Raw genomic sequence first — 20,908 nt, 5'->3', positions numbered from 1 at the left:
TTACCGTCATCGCGAGCCATGTTGTATTCGCGATGACGGATTTTTACAGGCTCATAGTCACCCCACTTTTCAATGCTATGATTAGCGCCCTTACTTCTCCAGTAAAAAGGGCCGTCTCGTGCGCAAAGCCTTCCGCATTTTTCTCTATATTGCTCTCGCCTATTTGCTGTTGGCTACGTTGGCCTTGCCGCCGCTGCTCAATTGGCAATTAAAGAAAATCCACTTACAGGAAACCGGCCGCGAGCTGCAACTGGGGGGTAGCTGGTTTAACCCTCTGACCCTGGAGCTGGGGTTGGAAGAATTGGCAATTCAGGACCCGGACGGTGAGTTGTTATTGGGGTTTGATGAACTGGCAGTGGACTTTTCCCTGTTGGGTACCTTGTTTCGTTCCGGCTACCGTTTTGATGCGCTGTCGCTACAGGGGTTGCAAGGCCATTTGCGGCTGCTATCCGATGGTGCTTACAGCTTTGCAGATGTTTTGCGCTATCGCGACAGCCTGCCTGCCACTGAAACCACAGAGCCCGCTGGCCCTGCACCAGCAGTGCATATTGCCAATATCGACATCACCGCCAAACGTTTGGCCCACAGCGACTTGAGTCGGGAGCGACCATTTCGCCATCAACTGAACGACCTTGAATTGAGAAGCAGTGGCTTTTCTGTGGGCGGCGAAGCCGCTTCCAGCTATCAGCTTTCACTGGATAGCCGCGGTGGTGGCTCCATTGCTATTGCCGGTGAACTGTCTTTGCATACTCAGCAAGCCAGTGGTCGTTTGCAAATCGACGACCTCAACTTACGGCCACTGTGGGAGTTGTTGTCGCCGCAGTTGGCATTCCGCCTAAAAGAAGGCGCACTTAGTAGCGTTCTCGACTATCGGCTGGGTTGGCAGAAGGGCTTTCAGTTTGAGCTGGCAAACAGCAGTGTGGAACTGGCGGATATGGATATTGAGCCGTTAAATCCAGACCCGGATTTACCCAATACGGTGGCTTGGCAACGCCTGTCTGTTAGTGGTGTTTCTGCCAATAGTAAAAATCGTACAGCGGCCATTGGCGATATCCAGTGGCAGGATTTCGAGTTGGAAAGTGGCCACCGGGTCGAGGAGGGCACCACAACACTGCCATTGGTTGAGTTGTTTGCTGGCCCGTCACAGGGTGGCAGCCCAGAGCCCGAACCCGAACTTCAGCAAGACGCCGATGCGGCTCCCTGGCAGTTGACCATCAATCGCTTCGCCATGGTCGATGGTCAGTTATTTTGGCGCGCGGAAACCTTGGGTGAAGAGTCTGTGGGCTTACAAGATTTGTCGCTAACGGTTGAAAATATCAGTTGGCCAGAGCAGGGCGCTATGAACTTGCAGCTGAGCAGCACCTTGAACGGCGAGGGTAGCCTGTCTGTGGCTGGAGCGTTGGCTCCTCAATCCCTTAGTGGCCAGTTACAGGTGGGTTTGCGGTTGCCGCTGCCGAGCATCAACCCGATATTGGCCAACCGGGTAAACGGCGAGATTGCCAGCGGTAATCTGGATGCGGAGTTTCAGTTGAACTTTGATGGCCAGTTGTCTTCGATGGCCGGCCGCAGTCAGGTGAATGAGTTGTCCGTGGTTGCCGATGGTGGCCAGCTGGTGGGTTGGCAACAGTTTTCCATGGAAGGCATCGACATTGGCATTGCTCGACAGCAGGCTTCCATCGATAAAGTGACGTTGGGTCAGCTCGCTGCTGAAGTCGCCATTGATGGCGAGGGCAGCAGTAATGTGCAGCGCTTTTTGGCCAGTGAGGATCAGCCGCAAGCCTCAAGCGATAAAGCAGAGACAGACGGTGAGCCCTGGTCACTGGTCGTAAAAGAGGTGATTCTCGATCGCACCCAGATTGCGTTCTCCGACGCCAGCCTGGTGTCGCCGTTCGCGACACGGCTGGATCAGCTCTCTGGCACCATCACCAGTTTTGATTCCCGCGGCGACCAGCCTGCCAAAGTAGATATTAAAGGGTTGGTGGATGAGTACGCTCCCATTGCTCTTAGCGGCACACTGGGGCCGACGGAACCGGGGATCAATCTCGATCTGGCGTTTGAATTTGACGCCCTGGAGATGCCTAGCCTCAGTGCTTATAGCGGTACTTACGTGGGCCGTGCCATCGACCAGGGGCAATTGCAACTCAACCTGACCTATCAGGTTGAGGACAATCGCCTCAAAGGCAGAAACAAGGTGCGTATTGAGCAGCTCTCCCTGGGGCAAAAGGTCGATAGCCCCGATGCCGTCAGCCTGCCATTAGGGGCTGCGATTACTCTGCTAAAAGACGTCAATGGAGTGATCTCCATGAGTGTGCCGGTGAGCGGCGACCTCAGTGATCCGTCGTTTACCCTCAGTTCTGTGGTGTGGTCAGCTTTTCAGAATCTAATCATCAAAACCGTGGCTTCTCCCTTTAAATTGTTGGGTAGCCTGGTGGGTAGCCAAGACGACTTGCAACGCATTCCCTTTGCACCGGGTGCGGTAGCGTTGAGCGAACTGTCCCAAGGCAAAGTGCAAATGCTGGCAGAGGCTTTGGCAAAACGGCCAGGGCTCAAATTGACGATTGCCGGGCAGTACGATGAAGGCAGAGACACCCAGTATTTGCAGCAGCAACAGCTGGACAACCGGTTGCTGGAAGCGGGAGTTGCTCAGCAATCTCTCGATGATCGCGATGAGTCTTGGGAGGCTGGTGTGGTCAGGTTGTACCGGCAGTTGTTGAGTGATCGCCCGGTGGCGGAACGCCCTTCCAGCGAACTTTATAACGAGCTGGTTGAGCGCCAGGCCGTTGATACCCAAGCCCTGTTGGCATTGGCTTCTGAACGCGCTCAGGCGGTGGTTGCCCAGCTGATTGCCCTTGGTGTTTCGGAAGCGCGTATTGGCCGAAAAGAAGTGACCGAAAAATCCTCAAAAGGGTCGCAAGTGGTGCTCGATATTTGATTCATTGGTTGTTACATTTAGGGTCTGTTGACGCTCCATATCCGCCACTGTTGGAGGCTGAAAAGGTGTCCATCTAGGCGCGAGGAGTGTGGTTTGGTCATTCCAAATGAGCGACGAGCAACAACGAGGGGCGCCTTTTCAGCCCCAACCCGTAGGGCTGAGGCTATTTTTGCTCTCCACTGCGTTGTAAATCGCTGATGTAGAATGACTACACGGCACTCTTTACGCCTTGTTGAGCGCAAAAATCGCTCTCAGCAGAGGTGGATATGGAGCGTCAACAGACCCTAGTTCAAAACCTATAACAAATGAAGACAGTAAGGGTAATAGTATGATTGACCATATCAGCCTGACAGTGACCGATCTGGACAACACCAAGGCATTTTTTAGCCAGGCTTTGGAGCCGTTGGGTATCGCTCTGGTGATGGAAGTAGAAGGTTGGGCCGGTTACGGTGCGGAGGGAAAACCAGAAATCTGGTTTGGCCAGCAAGATCTCTCCCAGCGGCCGATGAGCATCAGCTTTCGCGCTGAAACCCGTTCCCAGGTAAATGGGTTTTACGAGGCTGCACTGGCTGCTGGCGGCCTGGATAACGGCAGCCCGGATATTCGCGAGAATTACCACCCCAGTTACTACAGTGCCTTTGTGATTGGCCCGGACGGGCACAATATAGAAGTGGTTTGCCACGAGGTTGAGTAAGCCGCTTTAACAGGTAGCCTGGGTTCCACTGAGTGTTGCCCGGGCTATATTCCTTTTTTCCAGTCTTTTATTTCCTGCTCGTTACTTCCAGTACCGCGACCACGCGTCCAATACTTTGCCCGCGTATTTATACGTGCCGTAGCTGCCGTTATAGCGAGCGAGGGCTTCGGCGACGCGGCCGTCTTCCTTGTCCAGGTAGTACTTGAGAATGGTACAACCATAGCGCAGGTTGGTATCGGCATTGAATAGATTGTCGTCTTCCCGGCCAATTTCTTTTTTCCAAAAAGGCATCACTTGCATCATACCCCGAGCACCGGCATGGGAAATCGCGTAGCGATCAAAGCCGCTCTCAATCTCGATAACCGCCAATACAATTTCGGCGTGAACTCCGGCGCGATTTGCCTCTCGGTGAATTTTTTTCAACAACTCCAGACGCTTTTTTTCGTCTTTGATAAATCGCTTTAACGGACCGTTTTTGCTTGCCAGCCACACGTGGGCGTCGTATTTGTCTTCAAACCCGGTACTGTCTGCGGCGGCTTGGCGCAGCAGGTCTACCAGCTCCTGTTCCGGCGGTTGATTGGCAACCGCAAGGCCTGCCCACAGCGAGCAGGCCAGTAGAAACAGTGATAGTGAATGTTGTTTTTTACTTGGCCACATTGTTGTTGATAAATTCTAAAACCTCGCCCAAGGCGATATCTTCGCTGTTTTCAGCGCGACGGTTTTTGTATTCCACAGTGCCATTCTTCAGGCCGCGATCACCGACTACCAAGCGGTGGGGCAGGCCCATCAGTTCGGTATCCGCGAGCATGGCACCGAGGCGCGCTTTGGGTTCATCCATAAATAACACGTCGTAGCCGGCGGCACTGAGATCAGCGTACAGTTTTTCGCAGGTTTCTTTTACCGTGTCCGATTTATTCATGTTGATGGGCACCAGAGCAATCTGGAACGGAGCTAATGCGTCCGGCCAGATAATGCCATTGTCGTCGTGGTTTTGCTCAATGGCAGAGGCGACGATGCGGCTGACGCCAATGCCGTAGCAACCCATGGTCATGACTTTTTCCTTGCCGTTTTCATCCAGCACTTTGGCGTTCATGGCTTCGGAGTATTTGCTGCCCAACTGGAAAATATGGCCAACCTCAATGCCTCGCTTGATTTCCAGCACACCGTTGCCGTCGGGGCTGGCATCGCCAGCCACTACATTGCGAATATCGGCGACATCGCCGATGGAGCAGTCTCTTTCCCAGTTGACGCCAGTGAGGTGATAGTCGTCTTCGTTGGCACCACAGACAAAGTCCGCCAGTTGCGCGGCATCCCGGTCAACGATGGTGTTAATCGCCAATTTAACCGGCCCCAGCGAGCCTACGCTACAGCCCAATTCGGCTTTGATGCGCTCTTCTGGAGCAAAGGTCAATGGCGCGGCAACCCCGGACAATTTCTCCGCTTTCAATTCGTTGAGTTCGTGGTCACCTCGCAGCACCAATGCCACCAGAGGCTGGTTGCGGTCTTCATCGCTATCGTCTTCTTCACCCAAAACAATCAGGGTTTTGATACTTTGCTGTTGTTCCTTGCCAAGGAGTTCACTCACCGCGCTGATGGTATAAGCACCCGGAGTGTGCACTTTTTCTAACTCTTGAGTGGGGGCTGGGCGTTCGCCTTGCGGCGCCAATGCTTCCGCTTTTTCTACATTGGCCGCGTAATCGCTGCCGCTGCTAAAGGCGATGGCGTCTTCACCGGACTGGGCCAGCACATGAAATTCATGGGAAAAGCTGCCGCCGATAGAGCCGGTATCTGCCAGTACTGGGCGGTAGTCCAAACCTAAGCGCTCGAAGATCGCGCAGTAGGCGCGGTGCATGTCGTCATAGGTGCCTTGCAGTGACTCCTGAGAGGTGTGGAACGAATAGGCATCTTTCATTAGAAATTCGCGGGCGCGCATAATGCCAAACCGAGGGCGAATCTCGTCGCGAAATTTGGTCTGGATTTGGTAAAAGTTGGCCGGCAGCTGTTTGTAGCTGTGAATCTCGTGGCGAATCAGGTCGGTAATGACTTCCTCGTGAGTGGGGCCCAGGCAGAAATCCCGCTGGTGGCGGTCATTGATGCGCAGTAGCTCCGGCCCGTACTGCTGCCAACGGCCAGATTCTTGCCACAGTTCGGCGGGCTGAACCACTGGCATCAGCAGCTCTTGAGCGCCGGCGCGATCCATTTCTTCACGTACAATATTTTCCACTTTGCGCAGCACCCGCAGGCCCAGGGGCAGCCAGTTGTACAGGCCAGAAGCCAGCTTGCGGGTCATGCCGGCGCGCAACATCAATTTGTGACTAATAATCTCGGCGTCGGCGGGGCTTTCTTTTTGGGTAGCGATCAGGAAACGGGTGGCGCGCATTCTATGATTTGTCCTAAAACTTGTCGTAAAAAAGGCGTATTCTACGTATCTGACTGATGGGGGTACAGTGATGGCAGCATTTAGATTACATCGGCAATTGCAGAAAGACACTATTGTGGTGGGGCGCTTCCCGCTATCGCTGCTACTGTTGCACAAAGACGCCAATTACCCGTGGTTTATTCTGGTACCACAGCGGGCGGATCTCACTGAAATTCATCAGTTGGATGAGGCAGACCGGCAGCAGCTGATGGTGGAATCCTGCCAGTTGTCATCGCTGTTAGAAAGGGTGCTGGAAGCGGATAAGCTTAATTTGGCCACTATTGGCAATATGGTGCCGCAATTGCACTTTCATCATATTGTTCGCTATCAAGGCGATCCTTGTTGGCCCGCTCCGGTTTGGGGTGCTATTCCTGCGGTGGCCTACGATACCGATGAGTTGGCTGAGCGTTTGGCTTTGGTTCGTGAAGGCTTGGCGGATACCGACTTTGTTGTCGCTGACTCTTAACCTGGCAATTACTTATGTGATCCCTCACATAAATAATTGTCGCCCAATAAAATCTGGCGATGTTGCGTGGAACCTCTTGATTTTATTGGGCTCGCGCCGATTGTATCGGCGTCGGCACATCCATGTGCCGAACGATTAACTCTTCATATTTTGTTACTGTGTTTATCGTCTTTGTACTACTGCAATTCCTGAAAATCTTTTATCAAACGCTTTAATTTCTTATCCAGATGACGCTTCTGTTTGTCACTGCGGCTGTTGAGCAAATCCGCCAACAATTCCCGGGTAATCTTTCGGTTGTGTTCCGTGTGTTGGCGATACTCCGGTGTCCACAGGCTTTCATCGTCCAGTAAATAATCATCCAGAAATTGTTTGATGTCACTTTGTTGGCCGCTGGCTAAGGCAACGGCAAATTTTTCCTGCCAGAGGGTCTGTTGGTTGGCGTCCAGCTCTGCCATAGGTCTGACGTCTGTCACCCAGCTGCTAATTCGTTGCTTCTGTTGTTTTGAAAGCGGGCCAAGCCATTTTTTGGTAAACCGTTCCATGGACTTCTGCCGGGCTTTAAAGCGTTTCTTATCGCTCTTGAAGGTATTCTTTTTAAGATACTTTTGAGTTTCTTTTTTCAGGGTGACAAGGAGCTTATCTGATTGCTCTGAAGACAGTGAAACCAGCAATTCTGCCAGTGGGGTATTGGCCCGCTGCTTGCTGTTTTCCATCAGCTGCTGCGTTGCCAAGGCTTGCTGGTGAATTAACTCTGGAGTGATTTCCGGTTCTGACAGCTCGGTTCTTAAACGCTGCAGAAAATCCACATAGAGGGGCAGTTGGGTCTGGCGATGCCAGCGGTGCAGTTGGCGAAATTCCTTTTTAAAAAATGCTTTCTGATCCTGATCGAGGTCGATGTAATCATCCACCGCCCAGTTGGCCCACCAATGCGCGTAGTTGTAAGCAATTTTAGTGGTACAGCCGCCAACCAGCAGTAGTAAGGCAACAATCAATAGCAGACGACTCTTAGCCACGGGCACGGGTAATTTTGGCGAGGCCGGCGACATAAGAGACGACAAACAACGTACTAAAGGCAGCCCCCGGAAGAATAGTCAGTAAAATATTAGGGGTGCCCGCAGCGTAGTTGATACCCCAGGCCCCTGCGTAGAGCAGCAGACAAGTGATGGCTGCTGCAAACAGACCCCCTTTGGGATAAGAGTAAAAACGCCGGTACAAAATTTCCAGCAGACCGCTGGTGACCAGTGTCATTACAAAACTGTAGCCGCCGTAGCAAAGCGCGTAGCTCATTGCTGACATGGGGTCGCCGTCGCTGTTGACGTAAAGTGTCCAGCCGCCGTAGCCGAGAAAGGCGGCTAAGGCGGGCAGCAGAAGGCGCAGTGAAGTAGGTAGCCGGTTTATCACGCAGTGGACTCTTTGTGGGGCTTATTTTTCAGTAGTATTAGTCGATCAATCCCGGCCAGTGTTTATCGGCCTCTTCAATGAAATTGTCGCGATCTTTTAACCATTTGTCATTAATGGATTTGTTGTAGTTGAGATACAGTTTGCCATCGAGGATTGTAAATTGGTCAGGGTCGATGCCAGCGGTATCGTTTTTTGCCACGGCGTAGGCACAGTAACCGCCGTACTGAGGGGCGTATTTATCTGGGTTGGCAGCAAACAGATCTCGGTTTTGTTCATTGCTAAAGCGCCAGTTAGCCCCTTTCCATTGATGCTGGAATTTTTTGCTGCCTTTCACCGCGCGGTTCTCGGTAAAGTAAGCCACGGGGTCATAGCCTTTGATGGCAGTATTGCCCCAAAAACCGGTATTGATTTCTTCCACTGCGTGGCTAAATGGTGCCACTAATAGTAGTGACAGAAACAAAACCTTTATTTTCATGGTCTATTACCTCTAAATTTACGATGGGACTTGGGCTGCACAGCGGTGCGGAAGTTCCAGTGTTTTAATTGGATATTATTATGGCAAACCCTCACGGTTTATTGCTGCGCTACAGCGAAGCGGTTCAGCCAGGCACTTTGCGTTGGATCGGCCTGCGACCACAACGGCGAGCTGAAATGACCGTGGTTGAGCGTGTTACTGCCTTGCAGGACTTGGGCTTGCAAGGGGATCATCGCTGCCTGAAAACACCGGGTTCTGGTCGCCAGGTGACCTTGATTGCCCAGGAACACATTCAGGCAATGGCCTCCATATTAGGGCGTGACCCCATTCCAGCACAGCTACTGCGACGCAATATGGTGGTATCGGGTATTAATCTATTGGTGTTGCGCCACCGCCGTTTTCGAATTGGCGATGCCGAATTTGAGGGTACCGCGCATTGCCACCCTTGCAGCCGTATGGAAGAAGCGTTGGGCCCGGGAGGCTTTGCCGCTATGTTTGGCCACGGCGGGCTCTGTGCTCGGGTAGTGACCAGTGGTGAAATCGCAGTTGGTGACTCAGTGGTGCTGCTGAAAGAGCATATTGCTTGACATCAGAGCTCTTGACATTGGAGATGACCGGTCACATATTCTTAGAGTACAAGGGCACCGAGAAGCATTGATGAGCAAGCGAGCGTCGAAAAAAGACCATATTCTGGCCGCCGGTATGGCGGTGATGAAGAGCCAGGGCTTTAATGGCACCAGTGTACGGGATATTGTTGACGCCGCTGGGGTTCCCAAAGGGTCTTTCTACAACTATTTTGACAGCAAAGAAGTCTTTGCCGTAGAGGCTTTGCAAAGCGCGGCTGCTGAAGACCAGCAGATTAACAGCAAAATTCTGGGTGACCGGCAGCAGCCACCGTTGAGTCGCTTGCGTAACTACTTTGTGCACCATGTTCAGGAAGTATGTGATAACGACTTCCGCATAGGCTGCTTCCTCGGCAATATTTGCCAGGAAATGGCTGACAGCAGTGAAGCCATTCGCCTCGCGGTTAGAGAAGTGCTGCAAACCAACACTCGCCAGTTGGCTACGGTGATGGAAGAGGCCAAGGAACGTGGTGATTTGCCTGAGAACGCAGATACTGAATTGCTGGCGGAATTCGTATTCAACGCCTGGCAGGGCGCATTAGTGCGTATGAAAGCCACCAAAAACAGTCAGCCCATGGATATTTTTCTGGGCACCTATCCCCGCTTATTGCAGCCTTAAGGTTTGATGAGGACAACTTGAAGGTTTTTCTTTGAACTAAAAATAAGACGACCGGTCGTATATTGAAATAATTGTCTACAACTGGATAAGCGACCATGAGAAGTTCACTGCAGTGCCTGTTGTTTTCCTCGTTTTTTGTCTTACCCACAGTCGCCAGTGCTGAGGCGGCCAACTCTCCCAACACCTACATTACCGATACACCTGTACAGGCAGCTGGCGATAGTGCTAGCCAAGAACCTACCTGGAGCAAGTGGGCGATTTCTTTCGATAACGACATCTTGGTTCCCGGCACCAACGATCGTGATTACACCTATGGCTTTAATTTGGTGTTATCTGGCGCTGGGGCACGAAGTAAGTGGTACTCGCCTTATCGAGCGTTGAACTGGCTGGATCGTGGATTTGGCGTCAGCAATCGGGCTGATAGTGGGCTGGAGCGGGTTACCCTGGAAACCGGTGTGTTTGCGTTTACTCCGGAAGACATTACAACCGCTGAGCCTATTGAGGGCGAGCGGCCTTACAGTAGCCTGGTTTATCTCAGCAGCGTTCGTCAGCAAATTGATGCCGACAATGAAGTTGCCTGGGACAGCAGCCTGACCCTGGGTGTGTTGGGTTTGCCGTTGGTGGGCAGCGTACAAAACCAGCTTCATGACTTATTGGGTGGTGATGAAGCCAATGGTTGGAATAACCAGATATCCGATGGTGGCGAGTTAACCGCGCGCTACGCAGTATCGCGCCAGAATAACTGGCAACTGGACAATGACCGGCTGGAAGTCAAAACCGCTGTACAAGGGTCGGTGGGCTATTTATCTGAAGTGGCCTGGAGCTTTAATGTGCGAGCGGGAGAGATTCACAGTCCCTGGTGGTCTTTTAATCCCCACTTGGCCAGTTATGGCCAACAGAGCAGTGAAATAGCCGTAAGTACCCAGGCAGAACGTTATTTTTGGTTTGGCGCTGCAGTAAAGGCCCGGGCTTACAACGCCCTGTTGCAGGGCCAGTTTCGCGACAGTGAAGTCAGTTACAGCAGTGGTGAAGTGAATCATCTCCTGGTTGAAGCCTGGGCGGGATACACTCTGGCATTTGATGGGGGGTATCGCATCAGTTATATGGTTCGCGGCCAATCATCGGAATTGAAACAGGGCCTGGGCGATCGTCACCTGTTGTGGGGAGGCGTCACCTTTAGTAAAGCTTTTTAAGTGTCATGCATTGGTGGTTTACACTCTTGGTTTTGCTTGAGGCAAATCACAGTGGGCTATGTGCTGACCTTGCTATTCACCCTGTTGTTTATTGCAGTGACCTTGTGGGTATTTGTTCGCGTGGGCACCCCGGTCTATCGGGTTCAGCTCAGCAATGTGGTGACCCTGTTGCAGATGGTGATCGCCGGAACCGCTACTGATAGTGATTGGGATGTGTTTATTGGTGTGCCTATTCAGCATGACACCAAGCTGGAAGCCGTGCGCCAGCGCTGTGCCGAATTGACGGAAACAGAATATATCGGCGGTACGGGCATGTTATTCACAGAGCAGGGCCTGGCAGAAATCGCGGCCATCCTCGACAGTCTTCGCGAATAAGGCCTTTTGGCAATTCAACGACTCGTCTACACTGCACCCAAAATGTGATTGCGGTTTTGGGGATATTCATGGGTGTGCACAACGAACAGTTTTCACCGGTTGCTCGTTTTTTGCTGCTGGGTGCGGCTTTTGTGATTGTGGTTGCGGGGATGAAGCAGGCGGCATCCCTGCTGGTACCATTCCTGCTCTCTGTATTTATCGCCATGCTGTGCTCTCCGCTACTCAGTTGGCTTCGCGAACGCAAAGTGCCGTCCGGCGTTGCCATCTCATTAATCATCCTTTCTGTGGTTTTGGCAGGTATTGCCGTGGGTGCCGTTGTCGGCGGTGCTGTAAGGGATTTCAATAACGACTTGCCCCAATATCAGGCGCGCCTCCAAGAGATGTCTTCCGGGCTGGTGGAGTGGCTGGTGGGTATGGGGGTGAATGCCGACCCCCAGCAGTTGAAAGAAGTGATTAACCCCAGTGTGGCTATGAAAATGGCGGGCAATGTCGTGGCTGGCTTTAGCGACACGATGGCCAACGCGTTTATGATTTTGCTGACGGTGATCTTTATTCTAGCTGAGGAAGCGGGTTTTGCCGCCAAATTGGTGCATGCCCGTGGTGGCAGTACCGCGGCACTGGAAGCTTTGGAACGCTTTAGCAAGGTGGTTAACAACTACATGGGTTTGAAAACCCTGATCAGCCTGGGCACCGGCTTGCTCGCTTACATCCTGTTGTTGGTTGTAGGTGTGGACTACGCGGTTATGTGGGCGATGCTTGCGTTTCTGCTCAACTTTGTGCCTACAGTGGGCTCTATTCTGGCAGCTTTGCCACCGACTTTGCTGGCACTGGTGCAACTGGGGCCGCTACCCGCGTTGTGGACAGCAGTGGGCTATCTCGCCATCAATACTATTGTTGGCAATGGCATTGAGCCCCGGGTGATGGGTAAGGGCCTGAATCTGTCAGCGTTGGTGGTATTTTTGTCATTGGTGTTCTGGGGCTGGGCACTGGGTATGGTCGGTATGTTGCTATCTATCCCATTGACCATCATGGTAAAAATCGCTCTGGAAAATAACGAATCAACCCGTTGGCTTGGGTTGATGCTGGGTGCCGGTGAGGAAAGTCAGAACTTGCCTGAAGCTACGAAGAACAGCTGACGCTAATCCCGCTGGCCCATTCGGGTGGTGGGGCTGCGTACTTTTCTAATTCCGGGTGCTCCTCGTAAGGCGCCGAAAGCACCCTGAGTAAACCGTCTATTTCCGAGTAGTCGTTGCGATCCTCTGCCTGTCGAATCGCTATTTCCGCCAAGTAATTGCGCAACACATATTTGGGGTTGCTGCGCAGCATCGCGGTGCGGCGCTTTTGCGGGTCTACTGAATCTTGCTGTAAGCGAGCTTTATAACGTTTTGACCAAGTTAAAAAATCCTCGGGGTCGTTAAATAGCTGGGCTATTTTCTGGTTATCACTGTCGCCACCAAATCCGCAAAGTTGACGGAAAAACCCGGTGTAATCCACTTGATTATCTGCCATTAGCTGCAATAAATCGTCTATTAACTGGCCGTCACTCGGCTGTTTGTTTTCCAAACCCAACTTGCCGCTCATCAAGCCAAAGAAGGTATCGAGAAAAGTGGGTTCGTAGTGCTGCAGTGCCTGTTTAAGTTGCTCAGATTTCACCAGGCTTGATAGGGCGTGCGCTAACGCGTTGCAATTCCATAAACCAATTCCCGGTTGGCGGTTAAAGGCGTAGCGGCCGGTTTCATCAGAGTGATTGCAAATAAAATCTGGCTGATAAGTGTCCAGGAAGCCAAACGGCCCATAGTCCAGGGTGTCGCCGAGAATGGACATATTGTCTGTGTTCATAACACCGTGGGCGAAACCCACTGCTTGCCAATGAGCAATAAGCTCAGCGGTTGCGACAACCGCTCGTTTGAACAATCGATAATATTTGTCTTCACTATCTTGCCAATCTGGATAGTGGCGTTCTATGACAAAATCGGCGAGCTGTTTCACCTGTTGGTGCTCACCGTTGTAGTGAAAGTATTCAAAGCTGCCAAAGCGAATATTACTGCGCGCCAGGCGGATCAGTACCGCTGCAGGTTCGACGGTTTCCCGCTGTACTTTGTTGCTGCCGGTGGTGATGGATAGGCCACGGGTGGTGGCAATGCTCAGGCCATGCATGGCTTCGCTACACAGGTATTCGCGGATGGTGGAGCGCAGCACAGCGCGGCCGTCGCCGAAACGGGAGTAGGGGGTCTGGCCCGCGCCTTTCAGTTGCAAATCCCATTCGCCGTTGGGGCCAGTAATGGTAGCCAATGTCATCGCTCGCCCATCCCCCAGGCGAGGCACATAGCTGCCGAACTGGTGGCCGCTGTAGACCATAGCCAATGGTGAATAGCCATCGAAATGGCCGTTGCCGCTGGCGAGTGTCAGAAAGTCATCGCTAGTGGTAGCTTGGTTGGCAAGTCCAATCAGTGCAGCAGCAGGTGGCGAGGTATGAACCAATACTGGCTCGCTCAAACCGCTGGGGGTGACCGGAGAATAAAAGCGGCTGCCCAATTGCTCTATGGGCTGATGGATGCATTTGCTTGGGAAAACACTCATGGGGCTATTGTAGCCCCAGATTGTTAGCAATGATTTGGTTTTTAAGGGGTGTTATTACCGTACCGCCCCCGCCTAAGCGAGGACGGGGAAGGGTGTATCAGTTCTGTACAAGGGTAAATTTAAAAGGAATCGAAAGGCTCAGAACCTCTTCGCTGATTTCGTCAGGAATGGGTTCGTAAGGAGCCGCTTTTTTCACCGCTCGAATAGCGGCTGAGTCCAGCGTTTTATGGCGGCTTTTTTCGGCGGCTTCCACTTTGACCAGGTTGCCCTGGCGGTCCAGCTCAATATTGAGCCTGACTTGGCCCTCATAACCCTGGCGCAACGCACGAGGTGGGTATTTCAGCGACCCGTGTATCTCTTTTTTGGTGGTGCGAATATAGTCCTTCAGCGCCAATGCGGACTCTACAGAAAAAGCATCTTCAGCAAGAGATTCAGCCTGTTGTTGCAACGCCTCCGCTGCCGCCAAGGTAATAGCGTGTGGGTCGTACCCCAAATCATTGAGCATAAAGCCATTCACCAAAGCAACCTGGGTGGGGATTGAGGCTTCAGCCGCTTTTTGGGCAGCGTCGGCTTCCGCTTTTACCAATGCCTCTGCTCTAGCGGCGGCTTCCTCAGCCGCTTTTTGTTCTGCCAAGAGTTGTGCTTCGTCAATTTCTGGTTCCGGCGGTGCTATCCAGGCTTCGACTGCAGTTACACGACCAGAGGCAGGGGTGATGGTAGCCAATTGCTGTTCCATGTTGCCCAGATTATCGCCCTTGCCCAAAATGGCATCGCGAAAACTGCTGCTGGGTGGAGCCTTGCCAACCCAGGTATTCACGAACAGGTCAAACAACTCGGAGGGCAGGCCTGAGGCGAGGGTAACGCCATTGATTTGGTAGCTGGAGCCATTGTCGCTTTGGCTGATAGTGACAACATCACCGGGCTCGAGGCCACCTTTTTGCTGGTTAAATAAGTTAACCAGTGGCTCAGCCATATTGGAGAAGCGTTGGCTGCTGTTGCTGATGGCAATACCCTGCATCCATAAGTTGACCCAGCGGCGCTTCGAATAGCTGCTGGTCAGTCGCATTTCCATGCGCTTGCTGGGTGCTGCAATGATCTGCTCGTAATTGCTGCCAGGTGCTGACAGGTAGAGTGCCGCCAGGAACTTATCATTGCCCAGCTCCCGATAGCTGGACACCCCATTTAATACCAGATCCTTGGCTTGCGCGGGTATGGCAGTGAAACCAATTAACAGGCTGATGGCCATACTAACCAAGAGTGGTGAGTGACGTGCTTGATTCATGTTGTCTACCCTGTAGTACTCTTTATTTAATTCAAAAGAATTATTTGTTGTTTTTATTTTTGGTACTAAATTACCATAATCCAGCTAATGGTCGAGCTGTCTCCCTCAGAGGGGCGATAAGTGAATGGTTAATTTGTGAATTTGTTCACACTTTTTTGTCGAATGGCGAGTTTTGCGCCAAAAGCTCCTAGGGGGGTTGTGGCTGTTATTGTTCGCGGTTGCCGGTGTAGTATGAGCAGGGTCACACAGGGCTTTTGATCGATGCTTTAGAATGATGCTTTTTGCAGTCGTGAGTTGCTGGTGAACTAAGGTACACGTGAGATGTGCCGGTAAATTTGAGGAAATCCATGAAAATTTTTAACGCATCCGATGTTGAGGACAGGGAATTACAGAGGCGTGTTGCCTCGCTGCATCTGTTCCGTGAGATTCGTGAAAATGATGAGGAGCAGTACCAGCGCTTGCTGGAACACTCCAGAGTGATGTTTTTTGAGCCGGGCGATGTGGTGCTAAGCCCCGGTGGCCTGGATCGCTGGCTTTATTTCGTCGTACGCGGCGAGTTGGAAGTGCTGTCACGGGATGAAAGCATTCCACTAACGGAGTTGTACGCGGGAGAAATCTTTGGCGACATCGGCCAGCTAACTCGAAAGCCCAGGGGCAACTTCGTGCGTGTGCCACAAAAGGGGCGCACCACCATTGTGCTTGCAGTGGACTTTGAACAGTTGGGTGATCTGGATTACCACCAGGACATTCACATCGCCACCAAGCTGTATCTCTACAAACAGTTAGTGCATGTACTGCGTTGGCGCAACGACTGCTACCGGCAAAAATTTCCTGACAGTGAGCTGGCAAATCGGCCTTATAACAACACCCCGGTGATGGGGCGTGAAGGTTCGATTGAGCAACTTCACGGCCTGGCTGCGCAGGCCGAAAAGCTGGCTGAGCGGCTGATCTATCTCAACTACGAACTGGGCGCGTTAAAGCCTCAGGACAAGCCTTTGGAGTTGGCGCTCGAATAAGGCCTGTTTGGGGTAAACTTTGCGCCGTATACAGACTCATATAACTGCAAAGATATCATTACGATCCCCTGTAACTAATTCCAGAACACATATTCCGAAATAGTGGCCGTTGGTTTAATATGGCGCTATTACGACCGGTTATCCGGTCTTTTTTGTGTTTCAGGGAGTTTGTGGTGAATAAAAACGTTCGGGTTGCAGTGGTGGTGTTCGTGGTAACGCTGTTGTGGTTTGCCAGCGGTATCTGGAAAGCGCCCAAGGTGGAAGAGAAGGCGGAGTCTACCGAGAATCGACGCACATTGGTGACCGCAGCTCGTTTTACTGCACAGCCCTATGCCAGCCAGTTTCAGGCACGGGGACGCACTGAACCCAACCGCCAGGTTTCCCTGCGGGCGGAAGTGGCTGGTCGCGTTGTTGCAGTGCCCGCTGAACGTGGCCAGTCTGTGGCTGAGGGTGACGTTATTTGTGAGCTGGCTGTAGAAGATCGTCAGCAGCGACTGGACGAAGCCAAGGCCGCTTTGCGGGAAGCCCAGCTGCGTTTTGAGGGAGTCAATAAACTCAAGCAACAAGGGCTGCAATCAGAGTTGGCTATCGCTGAGGCCAACAGTGCCCGGCAGCGAGCACAAGCAGATTTGCAAAGGCGTCAGCTGGATTTGCGCAATACCGCGATTCGCGCGCCTTTTGATGGTGTGGTGGAAGTTCGGGATGTGGAACAGGGCGATTTTATGAATCGCGGCGATGTCTGTGGCCACATACTGGAGGTGTCACCGCTGAAGGTAATCGCTCAAGTATCTGAACAACAGGTTCAACAAATCAACTTGGGTAGCCCGGCAGAGGTGCGCTTTGTCGACGGCAGCAGTGCACAGGGGAAAGTCAGTTACCTCAGTCAGCAGGCCAGCGCGGCCACTCGCACTTACCGCATAGAAGCCACCATAGATAACCCGGAAGGGCGCCTTCGTGCCGGCTTGACCGCTCAGTTTGTGGTGTCGTCTCAGCCGCTGATGGCGCAGCGTATCCCATCGGGTATTTTGGGGCTTGGCGATCAGGGGGAAGTGGGCGTGCGCCTACTCAATGGCGATAACCGGGTGGCGTTTCAGGAAGTCCAGATTGTCGGTGATGATTCACAGGGCGTTTGGGTGCTGGGTCTGCCGGATCAAGCATTGTTGATCACTGTGGGCCAGGAATATGTGGCCAACGGTGAGCAAGTGGATGTAAAAATTGCCGGTGAATCCGACGTCGACGCTGATACCGTTGGGGCACTGGTGCCATGAAACTACTGGACAAGGCAATCAGCCACTCCCGGGCCACTCTCTCTATCCTGGTATTCATTCTGGTGGCTGGTGTGGCTGCCCAAAAAATGATGACCTTGGAGGTGTCACCTAACGTCAACGCCCCCTTTGTTATTGTCTCTGTATTCCATGATGGTATCTCTCCGGAAGATGCGGTGCGCTTGCTGATTAAGCCCATGGAGACCGAGCTGAAGTCTGTGGAGGGCATTAAAGAGATCAAAACTTACGGTAACGAAAGTTTAGCCACTGCAGTAATTGAGTTCGAGATTGAACGAGACTCCGATGCAGCTATCCAGGATGTGCGCGTGGCAGTAGATCGAGCCCAAGCCAAATTCCCCACGGATACCGAGGAGCCAGTGGTTCAGGAAGCCACTGCTGCTAAAGAGCCCACCCTGGTGATCACCTTCTCCGGCGACGGAGTGATGGAGCGGGAGCTGTTTCAGATTGCCCGTCGCTATCAGGACAAAATTGAAGCGCTGCCCGCTGTATTGGAGGCTAACCTCAGCGGTAGCCGGGAAGAAGTGGTCGAGGCGGTGATCGACCAGTCTCGTCTGGAGCGGTACAACCTGCAGGCGGAAGAACTGTTTCAGGCGGTGGTGAATAACAATCGTCTTATTCCCGCCGGTGAATACGATGCTGCCCAGGGGCGCTTCGGGGTCAAGGTGCCGGCACTGATCGAAACCCGCAGCGACGTCTACAATCTACCTCTGCGCTTTGACGAAGACGGTGTTGTCACTCTTGGAGATGTGGCGGAGGTGCGCCGCACCTTTAAAGATGCCAGTGGTTTCAGTCACATCAACGGTCGCTCCACCATTGCCCTGACGGTATCCAAACGAGATAAATTCAATGAAATTGATACCGCTGAAGCCATTAAAGCGGTGATTGATGAAGGGCGCCCTGACTTGCCCGCCAGTGTGGATATTGTCTACGTTTTTGATCGCTCCGAGTTTAGCTATCAGATGATTAGCGAGCTGTCCGGCAATATTCTGACGGCGATGGTGTTGGTACTGATTATTGTCGTCGCCGCTTTGGGGTTGCGCTCCGGCTTGCTGGTTGGTTTTGGCATCCCATTTTCCTTGATGGGCAGCGCGATCATCTTGCAATCCATTGGTTTCTCATTCAATTTTATGGTTGCTTTTGGCTTGCTGTTGGCTCTGGGGATGTTGATCGACGGTGCCATTGTGGTGGTGGAATACGCCGATCGCCAGCGTAGCCTGGGCAAGTCCATGAAAGAATCCTACCTGATTGCCGTGGGGCGCATGCGTTTGCCGGTGATTTCCTCAACCGCCACCACGTTACTGGTATTTTTGCCATTGATGTTGTGGCCGGGTACCACCGGTGAGTTTATGAGCTATTTGCCGGTGACTGTATTTGCAGTGCTTGTGTGGTCGCTGATCTACGCGCTGTTCTTCTCGCCGGTGTTGGGAACATTAATTGGCCGTGCACAGAAAACCCACCGCCAGATAGATACCCCTGAGCCAGATAATTCCTGGCCGCAAAAAATGACTCGCTTTGGTCGCGCCTATGCCGACTTGGTAGGTGCCTTTATTCGCCAGCCAGTGGCGGTGTTTGTGTCCGCCATTACTTTGCTGTTTGTGATTTTTTCAATTTACGGCCAGTTTGGCCGCGGTGCCACGTTTTTTACAGAGACTGAGAATAACTACGGCAAGGGCTCTGTACGTGCCAAGGGTAACCTGTCAGTTATCGAGCGTGAGCAACTGACGGCACAGGTTGAGAAAATTCTCTTGTCCACCCCTGAGGTTAAGGCCATTTATTCCGCCAGTGGCGGCACCGGGGTTGGCGATAACGGCAGCGCCCGCTACCGGGATGAAGTGGCCGAAGTACTGATTGAGTTAGTAGATGCTACTGAGCGAGAACGCAGTAGCCTTGAAGTGTTTGCATCTATTCGCGAGGCAACGGCCAATATGCCTGGCATCTACTTTACCGCCGACGCGGTTGAGGGTGGCCCTCCGGTTGGCCGTGATATTCAGCTGCAATTGGCATCAGAGAATCAGGATAAATTATTCGCCACTGCGCGCATGATTCGTCGCCATCTGGAAGAAAACGTTGAAGGCTTGCGGGATATTGAAGACACCACGCCACAGCCAGGTATCGAATGGGAAATCACTCTGGATCGTGCTCAGGCGGCTATGCACGGGGTTAATGTGACTCTGGTTGGTCAAATGGTGCAAATGATCACGAATGGTGTATTGCTGGGCAAATATCGCCCCGATGATGCCGAAGACGAAGTGGATATTCGTGTGCGTTACCCAGACAGTGATCGCAGCTTGTCAGCACTGGAAAATATTCGGGTGACCACCCCTCAGGGGCCGGTGCCTGTGGCCAGTTTTATCAAATTGGTACCACAGCAGAAAGTGGACAGCATTCAACGTATCGACTTGGAGCAAGTGGCCTTTGTGCGAGCCAATACACTGGAAGGGGTGTTGGCGGATACTAAGGTGAGAGAAATTCAGGAATGGCTGGCTGCTACAGAAATTGACCCACAGGTACAAGTTAACTTTCGCGGTGCCAACGAAGAACAGGCGGAATCCGGTCAGTTTCTCGCCACCGCAGGGATAATGGCGCTGTTCCTGATGTTGATTATGATGGTGATGCAGTTCAACAGCTTCTACCAGGCGTTTCTGATTTTGTCCGCTGTGATTATGTCGACGGCAGGTGTGCTGATGGGGTTGGTGTTTAGCCAACAGCCGTTCAGTATCATTATGACCGGTGTGGGCATCATCGCCTTGGCTGGCATTGTGGTGAATAACAATATTGTCTTGATTGATACTTACAACCACCTGCGCCGTGAGCGCCCGGATATGAACCCCTTTGAAGCCGCACACTTGTCTGCAGTGCTGCGTTTGCGCCCTGTGTTACTGACCACTGTAACGACGGTTGTTGGCCTTATGCCACTGGCCAACGGTTTCAGTGTGGACTTTTTGCAGCGCAGTGCTGGCTTTGGCGGTGCGGTGACTTCCTGGTGGACACCACTGGCCAGTGCTATTGTCGATGGTTTGGTGTTCTCCACTTTGTTGACGTTGCTGGTCACCCCCGCACTTATTGTGATGCCTCAGCAAATCAAACGCTGGTTTGCTAAAGGCGACGAAAAGCCAGCGCCCTACAGTGGCAAGCCAGGGACTGATAGCCCGGCGGGTATTGGTATTTCGTGATTCATTTCTATTGCCCCAAAGAGTCGTTTTCATGCCATTAAAGATGATCTTTCGCGCCAGTTTTATTTTTTGGGCTCTGGTGTCTGTGTGCGCTTCGGCATTCCTGCTGTTTACCCAGCCAGCGATCTATTGGGCAGGGCCTTTAGTGGCCGGGTTGGCACCTATGATTAACCTGGTTCTGCCCTACGATACTCAGCGTTCTGCTCATCACAAGGTCAAACTACCCAGAGTTTCCCTGTTGGTGATGCTGAGCGTGGCGCTGGTACTGCTGACTATTCCTGAAAGGGGGTTGGCATTGTGGCTGACGTTAGGTTGTTTGGGTGGTTTTTTACTGGATACTTATTGGGCCCGTGAGCCTGTTTGAAGACTTGTTA

At 52.4% G+C, this 20,908-nt stretch carries 19 protein-coding genes; 12 read left to right on the top strand and 7 right to left on the bottom strand.

Features of this window, described 5'->3' with window-relative positions; all coding sequences use genetic code 11:
- Positions 1 to 118 precede the first annotated feature (118 nt).
- Both KFE80_05210 and KFE80_05205 read left to right on the top strand, forming a co-directional pair.
- Entirely contained in the window at positions 119 to 2,932 is a 2,814-nt protein-coding gene (locus KFE80_05210; GenBank protein ID UTW46287.1) for a DUF748 domain-containing protein, read from the top strand.
- Between the two features lie 328 nt (positions 2,933 to 3,260).
- Positions 3,261 to 3,626, top strand: a complete 366-nt coding sequence (locus KFE80_05205; GenBank protein ID UTW46286.1) for a VOC family protein — start codon at positions 3,261 to 3,263, stop codon at positions 3,624 to 3,626.
- A gap of 81 nt (positions 3,627 to 3,707) precedes the next feature.
- Here the strand turns inward: KFE80_05205 and KFE80_05200 are convergent, their stop codons facing one another.
- Positions 3,708 to 4,283, bottom strand: a complete 576-nt coding sequence (locus tag KFE80_05200; protein UTW46285.1) for a lytic transglycosylase domain-containing protein — start codon at positions 4,281 to 4,283, stop codon at positions 3,708 to 3,710.
- Entirely contained in the window at positions 4,270 to 6,006 is a 1,737-nt protein-coding gene (locus KFE80_05195) for a proline--tRNA ligase (protein UTW46284.1), read from the bottom strand. Before KFE80_05195 ends, KFE80_05200 begins: the two co-directional genes overlap by 14 nt.
- Positions 6,007 to 6,076: 70 nt before the next feature.
- Here KFE80_05195 and KFE80_05190 point away from each other — a divergent pair, with 70 nt between their 5' ends.
- Positions 6,077 to 6,511 carry an HIT domain-containing protein gene (locus tag KFE80_05190; GenBank protein UTW46283.1) on the top strand — a complete coding sequence of 145 codons (435 nt, stop codon included), beginning with the start codon at positions 6,077 to 6,079 and terminating at the stop codon, positions 6,509 to 6,511.
- A gap of 176 nt (positions 6,512 to 6,687) precedes the next feature.
- Here the strand turns inward: KFE80_05190 and KFE80_05185 are convergent, their stop codons facing one another.
- Genes KFE80_05185 through KFE80_05175 form a run of 3 tightly spaced genes read right to left on the bottom strand, consistent with a single transcriptional unit; the run spans position 6,688 to position 8,387 of the window.
- On the bottom strand, positions 6,688 to 7,524 hold the full coding sequence (locus tag KFE80_05185; protein UTW46282.1) for a hypothetical protein: 837 nt from the start codon (positions 7,522 to 7,524) through the stop codon (positions 6,688 to 6,690).
- On the bottom strand, positions 7,517 to 7,912 hold the full coding sequence (locus KFE80_05180) for a hypothetical protein (protein ID UTW46281.1): 396 nt from the start codon (positions 7,910 to 7,912) through the stop codon (positions 7,517 to 7,519). The genes KFE80_05185 and KFE80_05180 overlap by 8 nt, the downstream gene beginning before the upstream one ends.
- 37 nt (positions 7,913 to 7,949) lie before the next feature.
- Positions 7,950 to 8,387: a YHS domain protein gene (locus KFE80_05175; protein UTW46280.1), complete on the bottom strand. Its 438-nt coding sequence runs from the start codon at positions 8,385 to 8,387 to the stop codon at positions 7,950 to 7,952.
- Positions 8,388 to 8,467: 80 nt separating this feature from the next.
- Between KFE80_05175 and KFE80_05170 the strand changes: the two genes are divergently transcribed.
- The 5 genes from KFE80_05170 (at position 8,468) to KFE80_05150 (ending at position 12,333) form a co-directional block, all read left to right on the top strand.
- The gene (locus tag KFE80_05170; protein UTW46279.1) at positions 8,468 to 8,974 is read left to right on the top strand and encodes an MOSC domain-containing protein; all 507 of its coding nucleotides are present in this window, start codon (positions 8,468 to 8,470) and stop codon (positions 8,972 to 8,974) included.
- A 70-nt stretch (positions 8,975 to 9,044) separates the two neighbouring features.
- Entirely contained in the window at positions 9,045 to 9,629 is a 585-nt protein-coding gene (locus KFE80_05165) for a TetR family transcriptional regulator C-terminal domain-containing protein (protein ID UTW46278.1), read from the top strand.
- A gap of 95 nt (positions 9,630 to 9,724) precedes the next feature.
- Positions 9,725 to 10,822, top strand: a complete 1,098-nt coding sequence (locus tag KFE80_05160; protein ID UTW46277.1) for a lipid A deacylase LpxR family protein — start codon at positions 9,725 to 9,727, stop codon at positions 10,820 to 10,822.
- A 36-nt stretch (positions 10,823 to 10,858) separates the two neighbouring features.
- Complete coding sequence (locus KFE80_05155; protein ID UTW46276.1) at positions 10,859 to 11,197, top strand: hypothetical protein; 339 nt, start codon at positions 10,859 to 10,861, stop codon at positions 11,195 to 11,197.
- A gap of 68 nt (positions 11,198 to 11,265) precedes the next feature.
- Positions 11,266 to 12,333, top strand: coding sequence for an AI-2E family transporter (locus tag KFE80_05150; protein ID UTW46275.1), 1,068 nt, complete (start codon positions 11,266 to 11,268; stop codon positions 12,331 to 12,333).
- Here the strand turns inward: KFE80_05150 and KFE80_05145 are convergent.
- Both KFE80_05145 and KFE80_05140 read right to left on the bottom strand, forming a co-directional pair.
- The gene (locus KFE80_05145; protein UTW46274.1) at positions 12,317 to 13,777 is read right to left on the bottom strand and encodes a YdiU family protein; all 1,461 of its coding nucleotides are present in this window, start codon (positions 13,775 to 13,777) and stop codon (positions 12,317 to 12,319) included. The genes KFE80_05150 and KFE80_05145 overlap by 17 nt on opposite strands.
- Positions 13,778 to 13,874: 97 nt before the next feature.
- Positions 13,875 to 15,059: a TonB family protein gene (locus tag KFE80_05140; protein UTW46273.1), complete on the bottom strand. Its 1,185-nt coding sequence runs from the start codon at positions 15,057 to 15,059 to the stop codon at positions 13,875 to 13,877.
- Between the two features lie 347 nt (positions 15,060 to 15,406).
- Between KFE80_05140 and KFE80_05135 the strand changes: the two genes are divergently transcribed.
- From KFE80_05135 to KFE80_05120, 4 genes are all read left to right on the top strand, one after another.
- Positions 15,407 to 16,075, top strand: coding sequence for a cyclic nucleotide-binding domain-containing protein (locus KFE80_05135; GenBank protein ID UTW46272.1), 669 nt, complete (start codon positions 15,407 to 15,409; stop codon positions 16,073 to 16,075).
- Positions 16,076 to 16,248: 173 nt separating this feature from the next.
- On the top strand, positions 16,249 to 17,343 hold the full coding sequence (locus KFE80_05130) for an efflux RND transporter periplasmic adaptor subunit (GenBank protein UTW46271.1): 1,095 nt from the start codon (positions 16,249 to 16,251) through the stop codon (positions 17,341 to 17,343).
- Positions 17,340 to 20,534, top strand: a complete 3,195-nt coding sequence (locus KFE80_05125; protein ID UTW46270.1) for an efflux RND transporter permease subunit — start codon at positions 17,340 to 17,342, stop codon at positions 20,532 to 20,534. Before KFE80_05130 ends, KFE80_05125 begins: the two co-directional genes overlap by 4 nt.
- A gap of 31 nt (positions 20,535 to 20,565) precedes the next feature.
- Positions 20,566 to 20,898 (top strand): hypothetical protein, encoded by a 333-nt coding sequence (locus KFE80_05120; protein ID UTW46269.1) that lies wholly within the window; start codon positions 20,566 to 20,568, stop codon positions 20,896 to 20,898.
- Positions 20,899 to 20,908: the final 10 nt, after the last annotated feature.

The organism is bacterium SCSIO 12696, assembly GCA_024397955.1.
Lineage (GTDB): Bacteria > Pseudomonadota > Gammaproteobacteria > Pseudomonadales > Porticoccaceae > SCSIO-12696.
Note: the sequence above shows the minus strand (reverse complement) of the source record. Positions and strands in the feature narration are given on the sequence as shown.

Excerpts from the sequence above, each read along its gene's own strand:
- KFE80_05160 (UTW46277.1), top strand. The coding sequence starts at position 9,725 with ATGAGAAGTTCACTGCAGTGCCTGTTGTTTTCCTCGTTTTTTGTCTTA.
- KFE80_05200 (UTW46285.1), bottom strand. The coding sequence starts at position 4,283 with ATGTGGCCAAGTAAAAAACAACATTCACTATCACTGTTTCTACTGGCC.
- KFE80_05140 (UTW46273.1), bottom strand. The coding sequence starts at position 15,059 with ATGAATCAAGCACGTCACTCACCACTCTTGGTTAGTATGGCCATCAGC.
- KFE80_05135 (UTW46272.1), top strand. The coding sequence starts at position 15,407 with ATGAAAATTTTTAACGCATCCGATGTTGAGGACAGGGAATTACAGAGG.
- KFE80_05195 (UTW46284.1), bottom strand. The coding sequence starts at position 6,006 with ATGCGCGCCACCCGTTTCCTGATCGCTACCCAAAAAGAAAGCCCCGCC.
- KFE80_05120 (UTW46269.1), top strand. The coding sequence starts at position 20,566 with ATGCCATTAAAGATGATCTTTCGCGCCAGTTTTATTTTTTGGGCTCTG.
- KFE80_05205 (UTW46286.1), top strand. The coding sequence starts at position 3,261 with ATGATTGACCATATCAGCCTGACAGTGACCGATCTGGACAACACCAAG.
- KFE80_05125 (UTW46270.1), top strand. The coding sequence starts at position 17,340 with ATGAAACTACTGGACAAGGCAATCAGCCACTCCCGGGCCACTCTCTCT.
- KFE80_05175 (UTW46280.1), bottom strand. The coding sequence starts at position 8,387 with ATGAAAATAAAGGTTTTGTTTCTGTCACTACTATTAGTGGCACCATTT.
- KFE80_05170 (UTW46279.1), top strand. The coding sequence starts at position 8,468 with ATGGCAAACCCTCACGGTTTATTGCTGCGCTACAGCGAAGCGGTTCAG.
- KFE80_05190 (UTW46283.1), top strand. The coding sequence starts at position 6,077 with ATGGCAGCATTTAGATTACATCGGCAATTGCAGAAAGACACTATTGTG.
- KFE80_05145 (UTW46274.1), bottom strand. The coding sequence starts at position 13,777 with ATGAGTGTTTTCCCAAGCAAATGCATCCATCAGCCCATAGAGCAATTG.
- KFE80_05150 (UTW46275.1), top strand. The coding sequence starts at position 11,266 with ATGGGTGTGCACAACGAACAGTTTTCACCGGTTGCTCGTTTTTTGCTG.
- KFE80_05165 (UTW46278.1), top strand. The coding sequence starts at position 9,045 with ATGAGCAAGCGAGCGTCGAAAAAAGACCATATTCTGGCCGCCGGTATG.